At 57.6% G+C, this 19,105-nt stretch carries 18 protein-coding genes; 11 read left to right on the forward strand and 7 right to left on the reverse strand.

The genetic code is table 11. From position 1 onward, the window contains the following. Positions 1-48 precede the first annotated feature (48 nt). Together IM273_RS19510 and pbpG are read left to right on the forward strand one after the other, a co-directional pair. Positions 49-636: a Yip1 family protein gene (locus tag IM273_RS19510; protein WP_028013847.1), complete on the forward strand. Its 588-nt coding sequence runs from the start codon at positions 49-51 to the stop codon at positions 634-636. Positions 637-803: 167 nt separating this feature from the next. Beyond that, on the forward strand, positions 804-1,727 hold the full coding sequence (gene pbpG / locus IM273_RS19515; RefSeq protein WP_193051503.1) for a D-alanyl-D-alanine endopeptidase: 924 nt from the start codon (positions 804-806) through the stop codon (positions 1,725-1,727). A 96-nt stretch (positions 1,728-1,823) separates the two neighbouring features. Here the strand turns inward: pbpG and IM273_RS19520 are convergent, their stop codons facing one another. Together IM273_RS19520 and dld are read right to left on the reverse strand one after the other, a co-directional pair. Then, positions 1,824-2,378, reverse strand: coding sequence for a GNAT family N-acetyltransferase (locus tag IM273_RS19520; protein WP_028013845.1), 555 nt, complete (start codon positions 2,376-2,378; stop codon positions 1,824-1,826). Positions 2,379-2,490: 112 nt separating this feature from the next. Further along, entirely contained in the window at positions 2,491-4,239 is a 1,749-nt protein-coding gene (dld, locus tag IM273_RS19525) for a D-lactate dehydrogenase (protein WP_045259739.1), read from the reverse strand. 189 nt (positions 4,240-4,428) lie between these two features. Between dld and bglX the strand changes: the two genes are divergently transcribed. From bglX to IM273_RS19550, 5 genes are all read left to right on the forward strand, one after another. Continuing rightward, the gene (bglX, locus tag IM273_RS19530) at positions 4,429-6,726 is read left to right on the forward strand and encodes a beta-glucosidase BglX (protein WP_041909044.1); all 2,298 of its coding nucleotides are present in this window, start codon (positions 4,429-4,431) and stop codon (positions 6,724-6,726) included. Positions 6,727-6,872: 146 nt separating this feature from the next. Beyond that, positions 6,873-7,790, forward strand: a complete 918-nt coding sequence (locus IM273_RS19535) for an ABC transporter substrate-binding protein (protein ID WP_193051504.1) — start codon at positions 6,873-6,875, stop codon at positions 7,788-7,790. A gap of 12 nt (positions 7,791-7,802) precedes the next feature. Further along, complete coding sequence (locus tag IM273_RS19540) at positions 7,803-8,960, forward strand: ABC transporter permease (RefSeq protein WP_192986594.1); 1,158 nt, start codon at positions 7,803-7,805, stop codon at positions 8,958-8,960. Continuing rightward, positions 8,953-9,903 (forward strand): ABC transporter ATP-binding protein, encoded by a 951-nt coding sequence (locus IM273_RS19545; RefSeq protein WP_045259742.1) that lies wholly within the window; start codon positions 8,953-8,955, stop codon positions 9,901-9,903. The genes IM273_RS19540 and IM273_RS19545 overlap by 8 nt, the downstream gene beginning before the upstream one ends. Continuing rightward, positions 9,887-10,624 (forward strand): ABC transporter permease, encoded by a 738-nt coding sequence (locus IM273_RS19550; protein WP_048957519.1) that lies wholly within the window; start codon positions 9,887-9,889, stop codon positions 10,622-10,624. Before IM273_RS19545 ends, IM273_RS19550 begins: the two co-directional genes overlap by 17 nt. Here IM273_RS19550 and IM273_RS19555 read toward each other — a convergent pair. Both IM273_RS19555 and mlrA read right to left on the reverse strand, forming a co-directional pair. Continuing rightward, entirely contained in the window at positions 10,599-10,712 is a 114-nt protein-coding gene (locus IM273_RS19555) for a protein YohO (RefSeq protein ID WP_008500895.1), read from the reverse strand. The genes IM273_RS19550 and IM273_RS19555 overlap by 26 nt on opposite strands. A 69-nt stretch (positions 10,713-10,781) precedes the next feature. Further along, the gene (mlrA, locus tag IM273_RS19560; protein ID WP_193051505.1) at positions 10,782-11,522 is read right to left on the reverse strand and encodes an HTH-type transcriptional regulator MlrA; all 741 of its coding nucleotides are present in this window, start codon (positions 11,520-11,522) and stop codon (positions 10,782-10,784) included. Between the two features lie 218 nt (positions 11,523-11,740). On the opposite strand from mlrA, the gene IM273_RS19565 reads away from it, so the two are divergent. The 3 genes from IM273_RS19565 to IM273_RS19575 are packed head-to-tail and all read left to right on the forward strand — an operon-like array spanning position 11,741 to position 14,656. Beyond that, positions 11,741-13,426 (forward strand): sensor histidine kinase, encoded by a 1,686-nt coding sequence (locus IM273_RS19565; RefSeq protein ID WP_041909056.1) that lies wholly within the window; start codon positions 11,741-11,743, stop codon positions 13,424-13,426. Beyond that, positions 13,420-14,139 carry a two-component system response regulator BtsR gene (gene btsR, locus IM273_RS19570; protein WP_023312443.1) on the forward strand — a complete coding sequence of 240 codons (720 nt, stop codon included), beginning with the start codon at positions 13,420-13,422 and terminating at the stop codon, positions 14,137-14,139. The genes IM273_RS19565 and btsR overlap by 7 nt, the downstream gene beginning before the upstream one ends. 46 nt (positions 14,140-14,185) lie before the next feature. Next, positions 14,186-14,656 (forward strand): DUF1456 family protein, encoded by a 471-nt coding sequence (locus IM273_RS19575; protein WP_045259745.1) that lies wholly within the window; start codon positions 14,186-14,188, stop codon positions 14,654-14,656. 31 nt (positions 14,657-14,687) lie between these two features. Here the strand turns inward: IM273_RS19575 and metG are convergent, their stop codons facing one another. Continuing rightward, positions 14,688-16,721: a methionine--tRNA ligase gene (metG, locus tag IM273_RS19580; protein WP_059358525.1), complete on the reverse strand. Its 2,034-nt coding sequence runs from the start codon at positions 16,719-16,721 to the stop codon at positions 14,688-14,690. Between the two features lie 137 nt (positions 16,722-16,858). Here metG and apbC point away from each other — a divergent pair, with 137 nt between their 5' ends. Further along, complete coding sequence (apbC, locus tag IM273_RS19585; RefSeq protein WP_028013834.1) at positions 16,859-17,968, forward strand: iron-sulfur cluster carrier protein ApbC; 1,110 nt, start codon at positions 16,859-16,861, stop codon at positions 17,966-17,968. A 93-nt stretch (positions 17,969-18,061) separates the two neighbouring features. Here the strand turns inward: apbC and IM273_RS19590 are convergent, their stop codons facing one another. Both IM273_RS19590 and IM273_RS19595 read right to left on the reverse strand, forming a co-directional pair. Continuing rightward, positions 18,062-18,541 (reverse strand): GNAT family N-acetyltransferase, encoded by a 480-nt coding sequence (locus IM273_RS19590; RefSeq protein ID WP_193051506.1) that lies wholly within the window; start codon positions 18,539-18,541, stop codon positions 18,062-18,064. Beyond that, entirely contained in the window at positions 18,492-18,824 is a 333-nt protein-coding gene (locus IM273_RS19595; protein ID WP_008500887.1) for an RcnB family protein, read from the reverse strand. The genes IM273_RS19590 and IM273_RS19595 overlap by 50 nt, the downstream gene beginning before the upstream one ends. Positions 18,825-19,105 lie beyond the last annotated feature (281 nt).

A 19,105-nucleotide genomic window follows, 5' to 3' on the forward strand; every position in this document is an offset into this window, starting at 1 on the left:
TGCATTATACTTAAGGTATCGCTGACGGGCCGACAACAAGGGGGCGCTATGAACCATGTCTGGGGACTTTTCTCCCATCCCGATCGTGAAATGCATGTCATCAAAAGTGAGAACGAAACGGTCTCGCATCATTACACCCACCATGTGCTGCTGATGGCCGCGGTGCCGGTAATATGCGCGTTTATTGGCACAACACAAATCGGCTGGAACTTCGGTGACGGTACCGTGGTTCAGCTCTCCTGGTTTACCGGGCTTTATCTGGCCATTCTCTTTTATGGCCTGATGCTGGCAGGGGTGGCGGTCATGGGGCGCGTCATTCACTGGATGGCGCGTAACTACCCACAGCGCCCATCGCTGGCACACTGTATGGTCTTCGCCGGATACGTCGCGACCCCGCTGTTCTTAAGCGGTATTGTTGCGCTCTATCCACTGGTCTGGCTGTGCGCGCTGATCGGTACTGTTGCGCTCTTTTACACCGGTTATCTGCTGTATCTGGGCGTTCCAACCTTCCTGAATATCAATAAAGAAGAGGGCCTGAGCTTCTCCGGCTCCACGCTTGCCATCGGGGTGCTGGTACTGGAGGTGTTACTGGCACTGACAGTTATTCTTTGGGGTTATGGATACCGTCTCTTCTAAGCTCACTGCATTGCTGGCGTAAATGCCAGCAATGCAGCATCTGTTCACGATTATCCGCTGGCGACAAAGCACGGTGACCGCTATGATGCCGAAGCCAGCCTGTGTTTATCCGTCGACGCAGGCGGTGTACGTCATTACGTGCGTGAATAATTATCAGAAGTCTCACCATGCTGAAATTTCGTGTCTCCTTACTTAGCCTGGCGCTGCTGCTGGGCGCGTCCGCTGCCGTGCCAGCCGTCGCCAAAACGCCCGCGGTGACCACCGCTGCTGCTCAGCCGCAAATTGCGTCCGGCAGCGCGATGATTGTTGATCTCAACACCAATAAGGTGATTTACGCCAGCCACCCGGACCTGGTGCGCCCGATCGCCTCAATAACCAAATTAATGACCGCGATGGTGGTGCTTGATGCTCGCCTGCCGCTGGACGAAAAGCTGAAAGTGGATATCAGCCACACGCCGGAGATGAAAGGGATCTACTCTCGCGTGCGCCTGCACAGTGAAATCAGCCGTAAAAATATGCTGCTGCTGGCGCTGATGTCGTCCGAAAACCGTGCGGCGGCAAGTCTGGCGCACCACTATCCTGGCGGTTACGATGCCTTTATCCGCGCGATGAACGCCAAAGCCAAAGCGCTGGGGATGAGCAATACTCATTTTGTTGAACCGACGGGTCTGTCGATTAACAACGTCTCCACGGCCCGCGATCTGACGAAACTGCTGATTGCCAGCAAGCAGTACCCGCTGCTCGGCCAGCTCAGCACCACGCGTGAGGACATGGCGACATTCTCGAATCCGTCTTACACGCTGCCGTTTCGCAACACGAACCATCTGGTGTACCGCGAGAACTGGAATATTCAGTTAACCAAAACCGGGTTTACCAATGCGGCAGGCCACTGCCTGGTGATGCGCACCGTGTTTAACGGTAAGCCGGTGGCGCTGGTGGTGATGGATGCCTTCGGGAAATATACCCACTTTGCGGATGCGAGCCGCCTGCGGACCTGGATTGAGACCGGGAAAGTGCAGCCCGTTCCGGCTGCGGCATTGACCTATAAAAAGCAGAAAGCGGAGCAGATGGCGACGGCGCAAAATGATTAGGTAAAAGCAAAACGGTAACATGCGTTACCGTTTTTTATGTTTTCTCCCTCTCCCTGTGGGAGAGGGCCGGGGTGAGGGCACCAGACCGCACTGCGTTTATTCCGGCAGCGTCCAGTCACCGTCGTTGAGCGGGCGCTGCATTATCACCGTATCCCGCCAGTCGCCTTTCTTATACCCCACGCTGCGAAGCTGACCGACAATCTCAAAGCCGTGTTTTTTATGCAGCCGTAACGAGCCGGAATTATTATTGCCATCTCCCACAACGGCAATCATCTGCCGCCACGGGCCCTGCTCGCAGCGCGCGATCAGCGCGTTCATTAATGCGGTGCCAAAACCGCGTCCGGTGATGCTGGCATCCACGTAAATCGACTCTTCCAGAGTATAGCGATAGGCCTGACGCGGTCGGTAAGGGGTGGCGTAACAATAGCCCACCACGATGCCGCGATAGAGCGCGATGAGCCACGGTAAACCGTTCTCGGCCACGCTTTTCATGCGCTGACGCATTTCGTCGATGGTGGGGGGGACTTCTTCGAATGACGCGCGTCCGTGAAGCACATGCCAGGCATAGATGGCGGCGATGGCATGCACATCATCGGGAAGGGCGTCGCGCACTTCCAGTTCGGTTTCGGATAAAACATCAACAGCCGACATGATGCGCCTGCTCCTCGTTATAGAATGCCGGAGAAACATTTCTCCGGCGACAGACCGCTACTCTATTACGATTAAGGCGCGCGAAACAATCTCTCAAATTTGGCTGTAGGGTTTAATCAGACGCTTGCGTTATGCGCTGCTCCGCGTCTGCACTCTCTTTCCAGTATTTCTTCCGCGTTGTTTTCCCGATCCCGGGGTTCATGCTGTTTGTAGGGTCATTCTCGCGATAAAACTGCTTAAGGGCGTCAGGGGCCTTATAAAGATGCCCGACGTTGTGTTCCGCAGGATATTGTGCGCCACGCTCGCGCAGCAGGGCGAGCATCTGCTCCTTCAGTTCGTGAGCATCTACCCCTTTTTTGACGATATAATCCTGATGGAAGACGTAGCACATAAAGTGGCCGTAATAGAGCTTATGCACCAGCTTGCTGTCGATTTCCGGCGGCAAATGCTCAAACCATTCGGTGTCGTTGCGTCGCAGGGCGATATCCAGCGCCAGAATATCTTCCACCTCTTCGGAATGCACCGCCTGGTAACGGATAGCGGCACCCGCCGCGGCGAAGCGGTGCAGGAAGGCTTTGCTGCCTTCTTCCGGCGTGCAGGCAAAGAAATCACCCTCAGCCGTCCTGAAGAACTCGGTCAGCCAGCTCTGCGCTTCGGCGATCCCGTCCCCGGCCATTTTCAGCAGCAGGTGATGTTCGTACTTATCACGCCAGGTTTTCATTCGCTCCGGCAGATGTGCAGGGAAAACGTTGCCCAGCTTCTGCATAAAGCGGTCGGTAAAGTGGGGCTTGAACAGCGGCACTTTCTCCAGCATCGCGTCGGTGCGGCCCTTCATGGTGAAGAAGAACGGCATTTTGTCGGTGCCAAGCTTATCGATCATCAGGAAGGTGTCTTTCCCGTAGCGCTCCGCGATGTCGTAAATATCCCGATGCATGTACTCGCCCGCCACCGGCAGGTGGGTGAATTCGCCCAGAATATGGCGACGAATTTCGGTCAGGACCTCAGGCTGATTGGTGCCGATGTAAAATACCTGCTGCTTTTTCTCTGCCGGGAAGGTGTCGAGACGCACCGCAAAAACCGCCAGCTTGCCCGCGCAGCCGGACGATTCAAACAGGCGATCCGGATCGGCGTTGTAGCGCGCCGGGGTATCGGCCTCGATATCGCGCACGCGGGTGATGTAATCATGGTCGTGCGCGTGGCGACCATCGTGCTGCACGTCTTCGTCCCTCACGCGGTCGTCGTCGAGCTTGCTGAGGATCTGTTCCGGCGTCACGCCCAGATCGATGCCCAGGTGGTTCACCAGCGTCAGCTTGCCGTTTTCATCAATGCGGGCAAAAAGTGACATTTCGGTGTAGGCCGGGCCGCGCTGGACCAGCGAACCGCCGGAGTTATTGCAAATCCCACCGACCACCGAGGCGCCAATGCAGGAGGAGCCGATCACCGAGTGCGGCTCGCGGCCCAGCGGCTTAAGTGCTTTTTCCAGCGAGTAGAGCGTGGTGCCGGGGAACGCGAGCACCTGCTCGCCTTTATCCAGCAGGTGCAGCTTGTCGAGGCGCAGGGTGCTGATAATCACGATGTCACGATCGTAATCGTTGCCGTTCGGCGTGGAACCTTCGGTCAGGCCGGTGTTGGCCGCCTGCATTAAAATAATCTTGTCCGCCGCAACGCAGGCGCTCAGCACGCGCCACAGCTCCAGCAGCGTGCCGGGGAAGACCACCGCCAGCGCGTCGCCCTGGCCGGAGCGGAAACCCTTACGGTAGCGGGCGGTTTTGGCCGGGTCGGTAAGCAGGTGAGAGGAGCCAACCAGGCGCGACAGTTCGTTAATAAATGTTTTGTTATCGTCAGTTCGAACAGAAGTCATCTTCCACTCCTTGTGGTGGGGCAAATTTCTCGCTGTAAAGCATAGCGCGATTAACTGTTCAGCGGTCGAGTATTCACGAGAAAAATCAGAGAATAACCCTGCAACGTTCAGAGGGTTTATGGCACACTGCGCTTTTCGCACGGTCTGGCCGGGTGCTTCCCACGGTTATTGATGAGAGAGAATAACAACATGAAATGGCTATGTTCTGTAGGTGTCGCCGTCAGCCTGGCGCTGCAACCTGCGCTGGCAGAGGATTTGTTTGGTAATCACCCGCTCACGCCTGAAGCCCGCGACGCGTTTGTCACGGAGTTGCTTAAGAAGATGACGGTCGATGAAAAAATCGGCCAGCTGCGTCTGATCAGCGTTGGCCCGGATAACCCGAAAGAGGCCATCCGCGAGATGATCAAAGAGAACCAGGTGGGCGCGATTTTTAACACCGTCACCCGCCAGGATATCCGCGCCATGCAGGATCAGGTGATGCAGCTCAGCCGCCTGAAAATCCCGCTGTTCTTCGCCTATGACGTGGTGCACGGCCAACGCACTGTCTTCCCGATCAGCCTCGGCTTAGCCTCCTCGTTTAACCTCGACGCGGTGAAAACCGTCGGGCGCGTGTCGGCCTATGAAGCGGCGGACGACGGCCTGAACATGACCTGGGCACCGATGGTGGACGTCTCGCGCGATCCGCGCTGGGGCCGCGCCTCGGAAGGCTTCGGTGAAGACACCTATTTAACGGCCACGATGGGCAAAACCATGGTGGAAGCGATGCAGGGCAAGAGCCCGGCGGACCGCTACTCGGTGATGACCAGCGTTAAACACTTCGCGGCCTACGGCGCCGTGGAAGGCGGTAAAGAGTACAACACCGTCGACATGAGCCCACAGCGCCTGTTTAACGACTACATGCCGCCGTACAAGGCAGGGCTGGATGCGGGCAGCGGCGCGGTGATGGTGGCGCTGAACTCGCTGAACGGCACGCCTGCGACCTCTGATTCCTGGCTGCTGAAAGACGTCCTTCGCGACCAGTGGGGCTTTAAGGGCATCACCGTTTCTGACCACGGCGCGATTAAAGAGCTGATCAAGCACGGCACGGCGTCCGATCCGGAAGACGCGGTGCGCGTGGCGCTCAAGTCCGGCATCAACATGAGCATGAGCGACGAGTACTACAGCAAATACCTGCCGGGGCTGGTGAAGAGCGGCAAGGTAACGATGGCGGAGCTAGACGATGCCGCGCGCCACGTGCTGAACGTGAAATATGACATGGGGCTGTTTAACGATCCGTACAGCCACCTGGGGCCGAAAGATTCTGACCCGGCGGATACCAACGCCGAAAGCCGCCTGCACCGTAAAGAGGCGCGTGAAGTGGCGCGCGAAAGCCTGGTGCTGCTGAAGAACCGCCTCGACACACTGCCGCTGAAAAAATCCGGCACTATTGCTGTGGTCGGCCCGCTGGCTGACAGCAAGCGCGACGTGATGGGCAGCTGGTCTGCCGCGGGCGTGGCCGATCAGTCCGTTACCGTCCTGACCGGCATCAAGAGCGCCGTCGGTGAAAACGCCAAAGTGGTGTACGCCAAAGGGGCGAACGTCACCGACGATAAAGACATCGTCACCTTCCTCAACCAGTACGAGGAAGCGGTGAAGGTCGATCCGCGCACGCCGAAGGAGATGATCGACGAAGCGGTCAACGCGGCGAAGCAGTCTGACGTCGTTGTCGCGGTCGTGGGGGAAGCGCAGGGTATGGCGCACGAAGCCTCCAGCCGTACCGACATCACCATCCCGCAGAGCCAGCGCGATCTGATCGCCGCCCTGAAAGCGACCGGCAAGCCGCTTGTGCTGGTGCTGATGAACGGTCGTCCGCTGGCGCTGGTGAAAGAGGACCAGCAGGCTGACGCCATTCTGGAAACCTGGTTCGCCGGCACCGAAGGCGGTAACGCCATCGCCGACGTGCTGTTTGGCGATTACAACCCGTCGGGCAAGCTGCCGATGTCCTTCCCGCGCTCCGTCGGGCAGATCCCGGTTTACTACAGCCACCTGAACACCGGTCGCCCGTACAACGCCGACAAGCCGAACAAATACACGTCTCGTTATTTTGACGAAGCTAACGGCCCGCTCTACCCGTTTGGTTATGGCCTGAGCTACACCACCTTCAAGGTCTCTGAGGTGAAAATGTCGGCGCCGAGCCTGAAGCGTGACGGCAAGGTCACCGCCAGCGTCGAGGTGACCAACACCGGCAAGCGTGAAGGGGCAACGGTGATTCAGATGTACGTGCAGGATGTCACCGCCTCGATGAGCCGTCCTGTGAAGCAGCTGCGCGGCTTTGAGAAGGTCAATCTCAAGCCTGGCGAAACCAAAACCATCAGCTTCCCGATTGACGTGGATGCGCTGAAGTTCTGGAACCAGCAGATGAAATATGATGCGGAACCGGGCAAGTTTAACGTCTTTATCGGGGTGGATTCCGCCCGCGTAAATAAAGGCGAGTTCGAGCTGCTGTAACCTTTCCCTCCTTTGCATCCCCCGTCCATCGGGGGATGCGTCTTACCTTATGCTAAAAAGGCATTTTGCCGGGTAAATCCGCCGTTTTAAGCTACGCTTTTCTCTCAAGCCTCTGAAAAAGGCAGCAAAAAAATGAGGATAGCGGAATGACGATTAAATCGGGGATGGTAGTTTCTGCGGCGCTACTCGCGGCGCTAAGCCTGCCGTTACAGGCGGCGGAGCCGGTAAAAGTGGGCTCAAAGATCGATACCGAGGGCGCGCTGCTCGGGAATATTATTCTCCAGGTGCTGGAAAGCCACGGCGTGAAAACCGTCAATAAAGTTCAGCTGGGCACCACGCCCGTCGTGCGCGGCGCGATTACCTCCGGCGAGCTGGATATCTATCCTGAATATACCGGCAACGGCGCGTTCTTCTTTAATGAAGAGAACGATCCAGCATGGAAAAACGCCAAAGCTGGCTATGAAAAAGTCAAAAAACTCGACGCGGAACAGAACAAGCTGGTCTGGCTGACCCCGGCCCCGGCCAACAATACCTGGACTATCGCCGTGCGTAAGGACGTGGCGGAGAAAGGGAAGCTCACCTCGCTTGCGGATCTCAGCCGCTACCTGAAAGAGAAGGGCGACTTCAAGCTCGCGGCGTCCGCGGAGTTTATCGAGCGTCCCGACGCGCTCCCTGCATTCGAAAAAGCGTACGACTTCAAGCTCGACCAGGCGCAGCTGCTCTCGCTGGCGGGCGGAGATACGGCGGTAACTATTAAGGCGGCGGCGCAGCAAACCTCCGGCGTTAACGCGGCGATGGCCTACGGCACCGACGGCCCGGTCGCGGCACTGGGCCTGCAAACCCTGACCGATCCAAAAGGCGTTCAGCCGATTTACGCTCCTACCCCGGTTGTGCGTGAGGCGGTGCTGAAAGCCTACCCGGATATTGCTGAATGGCTCAAACCGGTCTTCGAAAAGCTGGATGAAAAAACGCTGCAACAGCTGAATGCCAGCATTGCCGTCGAGGGACTGGATGCCAAAAAAGTGGCCGCCGACTTCCTGAAACAACAAGGGCTTGTGAAGTAACGGGAAAGGGCTGTGCCAATAAAATGTCATAACCGCGTACTGCTGCTTTTGGCCTGCGTGGCCATCGCGGCGGTCGCGTTACCGTTTGTGAACGTCGCGCCTAACCGCCTGATGTCGGGGGAAGGGCGTGCTCTCTGGGACGTATGGTCGTTCACGCCGTGGTGGCTGGCGGCTGCGCTGGCCGCGTGGGTTGCACTGTCGCTCTGGCAAGGGCGAACGGCGCAGTGGCTGACGCTGCTGCTCTCGGAAGGTCTCTTTATCGCGCTGTTCTGGAGCGCGGGGCTGGCGGCAACGCATATGGCCTCGGCGGAAAGTCCGCTAGCGAGAACCACGCCAGGCAGCGGCCTGTGGCTCTGGCTGGCTTTGTGTTTACTGGCCAGCAGCGATGCGATTCGTCGTCTCATCGCCAGTTCTGTCTGGCGCTGGGTGCTTAATGCGCAGATATGGTCTATTCCGCTGCTGTTATTGTTCAGCGGTGAACTGAACAACCTCTCGCTGTTAAAAGAGTACGCCAACCGTCAGGAGGTGTTTGATGATGCCCTGGCGCAACATCTGACGATCCTTTTCGGCACGCTGATCCCGGCGCTGCTGATCGGGATACCGCTCGGCATGTGGTGTTATCGTCATCCCTCACGTCAGGGTAGCATCTTTGCTGTACTCAACGTCATCCAGACCATTCCCTCCGTTGCGCTGTTTGGCCTGCTGATTGCCCCTCTGGCCGGGCTGGTGAAGTCGTTTCCCGCGCTGGGCGCGGTGGGTATCGCCGGAACGGGGCTAACGCCCGCGCTGATTGCGCTGGTGCTGTACGCGCTGCTCCCGCTGGTGCGCGGCGTAGTCGCGGGCTTAAGCCAGGTTGCGCCGGATGTGCTGGAAAGCGCCCATGCGATGGGGATGAGCGCGCGACAGTGTTTCTGGAAGATTCAGCTCCCGCTGGCGCTGCCCCTGCTGCTGCGCAGCCTGCGTGTGGTGGCAGTTCAGACCGTTGGCATGGCGGTGATTGCCGCGCTGATTGGAGCGGGCGGCTTTGGCGCGCTGGTGTTCCAGGGGCTGCTGAGCAGCGCCCTCGATCTGGTGTTGTTAGGCGTAGTCCCTACCATTGCGCTGGCGGTTGTCGTCGACGCCCTGTTTGCCTTATGGCTCGCGCTGCTCAGGAGAAGAGCCAATGATTGAATTTCATGATGTGAGTAAAACCTTTGCCGGCCGCCCGGCGGCAAGCCATCTGAACCTGAACTTTGCCGAGGGGGCATTTTCCGTGCTGATTGGCACTTCGGGCTCGGGAAAATCCACCACGCTGAAGATGATCAACCGGCTGGTGGAGCATGACAGCGGGTTAATTCGCTTTGCCGGGGAAGAGATCCGCAGCCTGCCGGTGCTGGAGCTGCGCCGCCGAATGGGCTATGCCATTCAATCTATCGGCCTGTTTCCGCACTGGACGGTGGCACAGAACATCGCCACCGTGCTGCAGCTGGAGAAATGGTCGCGGGCTAAAATCGCTGACCGCGTTGATGAACTGATGTCTCTGCTGGGGCTGGAGCCCGCGTTGCGCGAGCGCTATCCTCACCAGCTCTCCGGTGGGCAACAGCAGCGCGTGGGCGTGGCGCGCGCGCTGGCGGCTAACCCGCAGGTGCTGCTGATGGATGAACCCTTTGGCGCGCTGGATCCCGTTACGCGCGGGGCGCTGCAAACGGAGATGACCCGCATTCACCGCATTCTTGGTCGAACCATCGTCCTCGTGACGCACGATATAGATGAAGCCCTGCGCCTGGCCGACCATCTGGTGCTGATGGACCACGGCGAGGTGGTGCAGCAGGGCGCGCCGCTTGCGCTGCTGACCAGCCCGAAGAATGACTTTGTACGCGAGTTTTTTGGCCGCAGCGAGCTGGGCGTCAGGCTGCTCTCCCTGCGGACGGTCGGAGACTATATGCGCCGGGAGAATGCACCGCCCGGCGGGGAACCGTTACAGGAGCAGATGAGCCTGCGGGATGCCCTCTCCGCGTTTGTCGCGCGCCGGTGCGAAGTCCTGCCCGTGGCGGATGTCCGGGGTGCGCCGTGCGGCAGCCTGCATTTTCGCGATCTGCTGGCCGGGGAGGTGACGCGTGAAGGCACTGCGTGATCCGCTCCTCTGGCTGGTAGCGCTCTTTGTCGCCTTACTGTTTCTGATGCCTCACAGCGCGGCGCTGTTTAACACTCTTTTTCCGGGGCTACCGCGGCCGGTGTATCAGCAGGAGAGCTTTATTAACCTTGCCCTGGCGCATCTCTGGCTGGTGGCGCTCTCAAGCGTCATCGCGGTGGTGCTGGGAGTAGGGGCGGGCATCGCGGTCACGCGACCTGCGGGCCGGGAGTTTCGTCCGCTGGTGGAGACGGTTGCGGCCATTGGACAGACGTTTCCGCCAGTGGCGGTGCTGGCGATAGCGGTGCCGGTGATGGGTTTTGGTCAGCAGCCCGCGATTATTGCGCTGATTTTATACGGCGTATTGCCCGTTCTGCAGGGTACTCTGGCGGGCGTTGCGGCGGTCCCGGCGTCTGTTTTAAGCGTGGCGGAAGGGATGGGGATGAGCCGCTGGCAGCGGCTGCGCAAGGTAGAACTGCCGCTTGCGGCACCGGTTATTATTGCCGGGATCCGCACGTCGGTAATCATTAACATCGGGACGGCGACCATTGCGTCTACGGTCGGTGCCAATACGCTGGGAACGCCGATCATCATCGGCTTAAGCGGGTTTAATACGGCTTATATTGTGCAGGGGGCGGTGCTGGTCGCGCTGGCGGCCATCGTTGTCGATCGCCTTTTTGAGCGGCTGGCGCTGTACCTCAGCCGACACCGCCACGAACGATAAACGAGTATCCTGCAAGCATCACGCCGCCGATACCGCTTACGGCCATCAGGACAAAAAGGGTAATAATGGCGAGTTTGGTTGCCTTCATCATGTGCTCCTGTTGTTAACGGAACAATTATACGGTGAAGCGCAGCTGTTAATGAACCATTAAATGCCGTTATGGCTCATCCGGGCCAAGGGAATAAACCGGATAACCATGCTCACGCCACTCCGTCAGCAGCTGTTGCTGCGTTGCGGACGGCATTTCGCCACACCAGACCAGCAGGGTCTGGCCGTCGAAAAACTCGGGTTTGAGCTGCCCCAGCGAGTGCGCAAGGACATCCACGCGCCAGCCCTTTTGGGTGGCGATCCACGCTTCCAGCCACAGACGGGTGGTATCGTGCACGTTCCAGCCGACCACCAGCGCATCTTTTCCTGCCTTATTCTTCGCCGAGGCAAGACAGACTGCGATATAGTTGATCAGCACCCCGTCAAGCATGCTGAGCAGCGCCTGCAGGGTAGACTGTTGGCACTGCAGGCGCCGACGGAGCGGAATGAAAAGATGGGTGATAAGCGTTTTCGCCGGATAATCGCGACCCTGCTCTTTGATCCAGGCGCGCAGTCGCTGCAGGTTACCCGCCTGCAGGAGCCGCAGCAGCGTTTCCTGCTGCTCGCGCCAGAGGCGTTGCGTGTCCGGGTCGTCGTGGCTCAGCAGGGACTTCACTTTCCCGACCTGCACCCCGTTGTCGATCCAGCTTTTGATTTCGCGGATCCGGTCGATATCGGCATCGTTGAAAAGGCGATGACCACCGTCCGTCCTCTGCGGTTTGAGCAATCCATACCGTCGCTGCCACGCCCGTAGGGTAACGGGATTGATATCACAAAGGAGTGCCACTTCACCGATTGTGTAAAGCGCCATATTTGCCCCCTGGCTTACGCGTCCCCAGCTTAACTGTAGACCCACTTTGCCGAACCAGGAAGAATTGATTAATTTTTAAACAAATAATGCGAACCATGCACGATGTGCAGAAAAAGATGTGATAACGGACACGATTTTGCGCTTTTTTGGGGCGCTTCAAAGAAAGTTCAGCCGCATCCGTGTATGTTACGCGTTTTTTAGCGTGTGCGGTTTTGAGTATGTACGAGTTTAACCTGGTGCTGCTGTTGCTTCAGCAGATGTGCGTGTTTCTGGTCATTGCCTGGCTGATGAGCAAAACGCGTCTTTTCATTCCGCTGATGCAGGTTACCGTACGCCTGCCGCACAAGCTGCTCTGCTACGTCACCTTCTCTATTTTTTGCATCATGGGGACCTACTTCGGCCTCCACATCGAAGACTCTATTGCTAATACGCGCGCCATCGGCGCGGTGATGGGCGGGCTGCTGGGCGGCCCGGTCGTCGGTGGTCTTGTCGGTTTAACCGGTGGGCTGCATCGCTATTCCATGGGCGGAATGACGGCGCTCAGCTGCATGATCTCGACGATCGTCGAAGGGCTGCTTGGTGGCCTGGTGCACAGCTATATGATTAAGCGCGGTCGCCCGGACAAGGTGTTTAGTCCGCTTACCGCCGGGGCCATTACATTTGTGGCTGAAATGGCGCAGATGGCGATCATTCTGCTGATTGCCCGCCCGTTCGAGGATGCGCTGCACCTGGTCAGCAGTATTGCCGCCCCGATGATGGTGACCAACACCGTCGGCGCGGCGCTGTTTATGCGTATTCTGCTCGACAAGCGCGCCATGTTTGAGAAGTACACCTCGGCCTTTTCCGCCACGGCGCTGAAGGTTGCCGCCTCGACCGAAGGGATCCTGCGTCAGGGATTTAACGAAGAGAACAGCATGAAGGTCGCGCAGGTGCTTTATAAAGAGCTGGATATCGGTGCGGTGGCCATTACCGATCGCGAAAAGCTGCTGGCGTTTACCGGCACCGGAGACGATCACCACCTGCCGGGCAAACCGATCTCGTCGACCTATACGCTGCGCGCCATTGAAACCGGCGAAGTAGTGTATGCCGACGGTAACGAAGTGCCTTACCGCTGCTCGCTGCATCCGCAGTGCAAGCTGGGCTCCACGCTCGTCATTCCGCTGCGCGGGGAAAATCAGCGGGTGATGGGCACCATCAAGCTGTATGAGGCGAAAAACCGTCTGTTCAGCTCCATAAACCGCACCCTGGGGGAGGGGATCGCCCAGCTTCTTTCCGCGCAAATTCTGGCCGGGCAGTATGAACGGCAGAAAGCCCTGCTGACGCAGTCTGAAATTAAGCTGCTGCATGCCCAGGTCAATCCGCATTTCCTGTTTAATGCCCTAAACACGCTCAAAGCGGTGATCCGCCGCGACAGCGATCAGGCCGCGCAGCTGGTGCAGTTTTTGTCGACCTTTTTCCGTAAAAACCTGAAGCGCCCGTCAGAGATCGTGACCCTCGCCGATGAAATTGAGCACGTGAATGCCTATCTGCAAATTGAGCAGGCGCGGTTTCAGTCCCGCCTGCAGGTGTCGCTCTCCGTTCCGGACGAGCTGGCGTATCAGCATCTTCCGGCCTTTACCCTGCAGCCTATCGTGGAGAACGCCATCAAGCACGGTACCTCGCAGCTGCTGGGGAGAGGGGAGATAACCATTGCCGCCAGCCGTTTTAACCACCATCTGGTGCTGGATATTGAAGATAACGCCGGGCTGTACCAGCCTTCCGCTTCGGGCGGATTAGGGATGAGCCTGGTTGATAAACGTCTGCGCGCCCATTTTGGCGACGACTGTGGCATTACCGTCGCCTGCGAGCCTGACCGTTTTACCCGTATTACCGTTCGACTGCCGCTGGAGGAAAACGCATGTTAAGAGTGCTGATTGTGGATGACGAGCCGTTGGCACGGGAAAACCTGCGCGTTCTGCTGCAGGAGCAGCCAGACATTGAGATTGTGGGGGAGTGCGCCAACGCCATTGAGGCCATCGGTGCGGTGCACAAGCTGCGCCCGGACGTGCTGTTCCTCGACATTCAGATGCCACGCATCAGCGGGCTGGAGATGGTCGGCATGCTCGACCCGGCGCATCGTCCCTACATCGTGTTTCTGACGGCGTTCGACGAATATGCCGTTAAGGCTTTTGAGGAGCACGCTTTCGATTATTTACTCAAGCCGATTGAAGAGAAGCGGCTGGAAAAAACGCTCACCCGCTTACGCCAGGAGCGAACCGTCCAGGACGTTACGCTGCTGCCGGAAAACCAGCAGCCGCTGAAATTTATCCCTTGCACCGGGCACAGCCGGATTTATCTGCTGCAAATGGATGATGTGGCGTTTGTCAGCAGCCGCCTGAGCGGGGTGTTTGTCACCAGCGCGGAAGGGAACGAAGGGTTTACCGAGCTGACCCTGCGCACGCTGGAGAGCCGCACGCCGCTGATTCGCTGTCACCGTCAGTATCTGGTGAACATGGCGCACCTGAAGGAGATCCGTCTGGAAGATAACGGTCAGGCCGAGCTGGTGCTGCGCGCCGGGCAGACCGTCCCCGTCAGCCGCCGCTATCTGAAAAGTTTGAAAGAGGCGATTGGCCTGTAAAACTGGTACACTGCGCGCCATTGCATCATCGACATTCGAAGGCTCTATGCTAAGTAACGATATTCTTCGTAGCCTGCGCTACACCCTGAAAGCAAACAATAACGACATGGTGCGCATTCTTGCGCTGTCCGACATGGAATCCACGTCTGCAAATTTTGATACCTGGATGACCAAAGAGGACGAAGAGGGCTTCGTCCGCTGCCCGGACATCATTCTGTCGGGTTTTCTGAACGGGCTGATTTACGATAAACGTGGAAAAGATGACTCCGCGCCCGAGCTGGCGCTGGAGCGTCGCGTGAACAACAACACGGTGCTGAAAAAGCTGCGTATCGCCTTCTCGCTGAAAACGGACGATATCCAGGCGATCATGACCGAGCAGAAATACCGCGTGTCGATGCCGGAAATCACCGCCATGATGCGCGCGCCGGACCACAAAAATTACCGCGAGTGCGGCGACCAGTTTCTGCGTAATTTCCTGCGCGGGCTGACCCATCGGGTGCATCACCCGAAACCATAAAAAAAGCCGGAGATTATCTCCGGCTTTTTTGTTATTTCACCTGCTGGCCCGGCTTCGCGCCTTCGTCTGGGCTTAACAGGAAGATATCCTTCCCGCCAGGGCCTGCTGCCATCACCATCCCCTCGGAAATGCCGAAGCGCATTTTGCGCGGCGCCAGGTTAGCGACCATCACGGTTTGACGGCCGATCAGCACCTGCGGGTCCGGGTAGGCAGAACGGATGCCGGAGAAGACGTTGCGCTTCTCGCCGCCGAGATCCAGCGTCAGGCGCAGCAGCTTGTCAGAGCCTTCCACGAATTCTGCGTTTTCAATCAGCGCCACGCGCAGGTCGACTTTAGCGAAGTCATCAAAGGTGATGGTTTCCTGAATCGGATCGTCCGCCAGCGGGCCGGTTACCGGTGCTGCAGCCGCTTTCACCTCTTCTTTAGAGGCTTCGACCAGCGCTTCAACCTGCTTCATCTCGATGCGGTTATACAGCGCCTTAAAGGTGTTCACCTTGTGGCCGAGCAGCGGCTGCGCCATTGCATCCCAGGTCAGTTCGGTGTTCAGGAACGCTTCAGCGCGGGCTGCCAGCTGCGGCAGAACCGGCTTCAGGTACGTCATCAGCACGCGGAACAGGTTGATGCCCATGGAGCAGATGGCCTGCAGATCGGCATCGCGGCCTTCCTGTTTAGCGACAACCCACGGCGCCTGCTCGTCCACATAGCGGTTAGCCAGGTCAGCCAGCGCCATGATTTCACGCACTGCTTTACCGAACTCGCGCGTTTCCCAGGCTTCGCCAATGGTGGCTGCCGCGTCGGTGAAGGTTTGGTACAGGGCAGGGTCCGCCAGCTCAGCGGCCATTACGCCGTCAAAGCGCCTGGCGATAAAGCCCGCGTTACGGGACGCCAGGTTCACCACCTTGTTGACGATGTCTGCGTTCACGCGCTGCACGAAATCTTCCAGGTTCAGGTCGATATCGTCGATGCGGGAAGAGAGCTTCGCGGTGTAGTAGTAGCGCAGGCTGTCCGCGTCGAAGTGGTTCAGCCAGGTGCTGGCCTTGATGAACGTCCCGCGGGACTTGGACATTTTCGCGCCGTTCACCGTGACGTAGCCGTGAACAAACAGGTTGGTTGGCTTGCGGAAGTTGCTGCCTTCCAGCATGGCCGGCCAGAACAGGCTGTGGAAGTAAACGATGTCTTTGCCGATGAAGTGGTACAGCTCGGCGGTAGAGTCTTTCTTCCAGTATTCGTCGAAGCTGACGGTGTCGCCCCGCTTGTCGCACAGGTTCTTGAAAGAGCCCATGTAGCCGATTGGCGCGTCCAGCCAGACGTAGAAATATTTGCCCGGCGCATTCGGGATTTCGAAGCCAAAGTACGGCGCATCGCGGGAGATATCCCACTGCTGCAGGCCGGATTCGAACCACTCCTGCATCTTGTTCGCCACCTGCTCCTGCAGCGCGCCACTGCGGGTCCACGCCTGCAGCATTTCGCTGAAGGACGGCAGGTCGAAGAAGAAGTGCTCGGAATCACGCATCACAGGTGTGGCGCCGGATACCACGGATTTGGGCTCAATCAGTTCGGTCGGGCTGTAGGTCGCGCCGCAGACTTCGCAGTTATCGCCGTACTGATCCGGGGATTTACATTTTGGACAGGTGCCTTTGACGAAACGGTCCGGCAGGAACATGCCTTTTTCCGGATCGTACAGCTGAGAGATAGTACGGTTTTTGATGAAACCGTTCTCTTTCAGACGGGTGTAGATCAGCTCCGACAGCTCGCGGTTTTCGTCGCTGTGCGTGGAGTGATAGTTGTCATAGCTGATGTCAAAGCCAGCAAAATCGGTCTGATGCTCCTGACTCATTTCGGCAATCATCTGCTCCGGGGAAATCCCCAGCTGCTGCGCTTTCAGCATGATCGGCGTGCCGTGGGCATCGTCCGCACAGATGAAGTTAACCTCGTGGCCGCGCATTCGCTGGTAACGGACCCAGACATCAGCCTGGATATGCTCCAGCATGTGGCCGAGGTGGATTGAGCCGTTGGCGTACGGCAGGGCGCACGTTACCAGAATTTTTTTCGCGACTTGAGTCATAGTAGGCATTACTTCTTTTAACTGTGAAAAGGGTTTTCGATATTACCAAAAGGGGCATTATTAAGTAAGCACAAACCACGGCCTTTCAGGTAAACTTGTTTGTCTAAGGTCTTATTCACAAGAACAAAGGAGTCGGGATGAGTTCTCAATCCCAGGCCAAATCACCGGAAGCCTTACGAGCAATGGTCGCCGGGACGCTGGCTAACTTTCAGCATCCAACCCTGAAACATAACCTCACTACGCTGAAAGCGTTGCACCACGTCGCGTGGCTGGACGATACGCTGCACGTTGAAGTGCAGATGCCGTTCGTCTGGACCAGCGCCTTTGACGCGCTGAAAGAGCAGACCAGCGCCGAGCTGCTGCGCATTACCGGTGCGAAAGCGATTGACTGGAAGCTGAGCCACAGCATTGCCACGCTGAAGCGTGTGAAAAATCAGCCGGGCGTCAACGGGGTGAAAAACATCATCGCCGTGAGTTCAGGTAAGGGTGGGGTGGGTAAATCCTCTACCGCCGTCAACCTCGCGCTCGCGCTGGCGGCGGAAGGGGCAAAGGTCGGTATTCTGGATGCCGATATCTACGGTCCGTCTATTCCAAATATGCTGGGTGCGGAAAATCAGCGTCCAACCTCGCCGGACGGCACGCATATGGCGCCGATCGTGGCGCACGGTCTGGCGACCAACTCCATCGGTTACCTGGTAACCGACGATAACGCCATGGTCTGGCGCGGCCCGATGGCCAGCAAAGCGCTGCTGCAGATGCTGCAGGAAACGATGTGGCCGGATCTGGATTATCTGGTGCTGGACATGCCGCCGGGCACCGGTGACATTCAGCTGACGCTGGCGCAGAACATCCCGGTAACGGGGGCCGTTGTGGTCACCACGCCGCAGGATATCGCGCTGATCGACGCCAAAAAAGGCATCGTGATGTTCGAGAAAGTGGAAGTGCCGGTGCTCGGCATCGTCGAGAACATGAGCATGCACATCTGCAGCAACTGCGGACACCATGAGCCTATCTTTGGTACGGGTGGGGCGGAAAAACTGGCTGCGCAGTATCACACCCAGCTGCTGGGGCAGATGCCGCTGCATATTTCCTTGCGTGAAGATCTGGACAGCGGGAAGCCGACGGTCGTCAGCCGTCCGGACAGCGAGTTCGCTGAGATGTATCGCCAGCTGGCGGGGCGTGTTGCGGCGCAGCTGTACTGGCAGGGTGAAGTGATCCCGGGTGAAATCGCCTTCCGCGCGGTGTAACCCCCCAGCGCTGGATTGCCGGGTGGCGGCTTCGCCTTACCCGGCCTACGAAATACGATTTTGTAGGTCAGGTAAGCGAAGCGCCACCTGACTTTACCAAAGCCGGTAATGCATAAGATAGTACTCTCCCTCAGGAGAATTCCCCGTCGCCTCAATGTGCCAGCCGTGCCGCTGGTAAAACGTAATAGCCCGCACATTTTTCACCAGACACTTGAGTGAGCCCGTGCTGGTAAACGTCTTCTGTACGTGCTCAAGCAACACATGTCCGACGCCCAGGCTCTGATACTGCGGGTCGACAAACAGGTTGTGCAGAAAATTATCGTTCGTCCAGACTGAGGCAAAGCCAAGTCGGTGCCCATCCTGCTCCGCCACCCAAATCTCTTCGTCCAGGGTTGCCGCGTCAAAATCTTCAAGCTGCCACGCAGAACTGTCCATCCACGGCCAGGCTTCACGCCGGGCGTGGAGGTAGAGCGTACGCAGGAAAGGGCGGTCGCTCTCCTGCCACGGACGGATTACGATCGTATCAGCGATGATAGAAAATATCTCCATTGTAGGCTTTGTAGATTTTGCCATCTGCATCGCCAATCAGGACGTAGTTTTCGCCCATGTAGGTCCAGTGGGTACCGGCATCGGGTGCCGGAAGGTTACGCAGCTGGTACTGTTTAATGGTGTACTCCGGCGTTTGATACTGCGCCGGTGCCGTATCGCCGATTTTAAACTTCGTGAAATCGGCGATGAACTCTTGTTCTTCATAGGCCTTGATGCCCGATGGCGCAGCGGCGGTTTGCGGGGCAGAGAACGCGGAGCCCGCCAGAGACAGTAATACACCCAGAAGCAGCAATTTACGCTTAGCCATTTTTTCTCCAGTGATATTGTTTCAGAGACTTTCGTCTGAAGGGCACACAGCACAAGACAGACGGTCTATTTTAAGTATCAAAGCATGATGCGTTTGATAAAAAATGTAACAAAAGTGGAGGGGTTTGGGTAGTCGATAACGGTGATGCTCATCATTGCGGTGAATGTTGATTGTGCGGAATATTTGTTATTTTTATTATTTTATTAATCTATTCTGAAAATAACTTTATACGTCAAAATAGCACCGTTAAGCGAATGCTTTTGCAAGGGATAACATTTAAT

Origin of the sequence: Enterobacter cloacae complex sp. P13B, assembly GCF_014895915.1 — a bacterium.
GTDB lineage: Bacteria > Pseudomonadota > Gammaproteobacteria > Enterobacterales > Enterobacteriaceae > Enterobacter > Enterobacter bugandensis.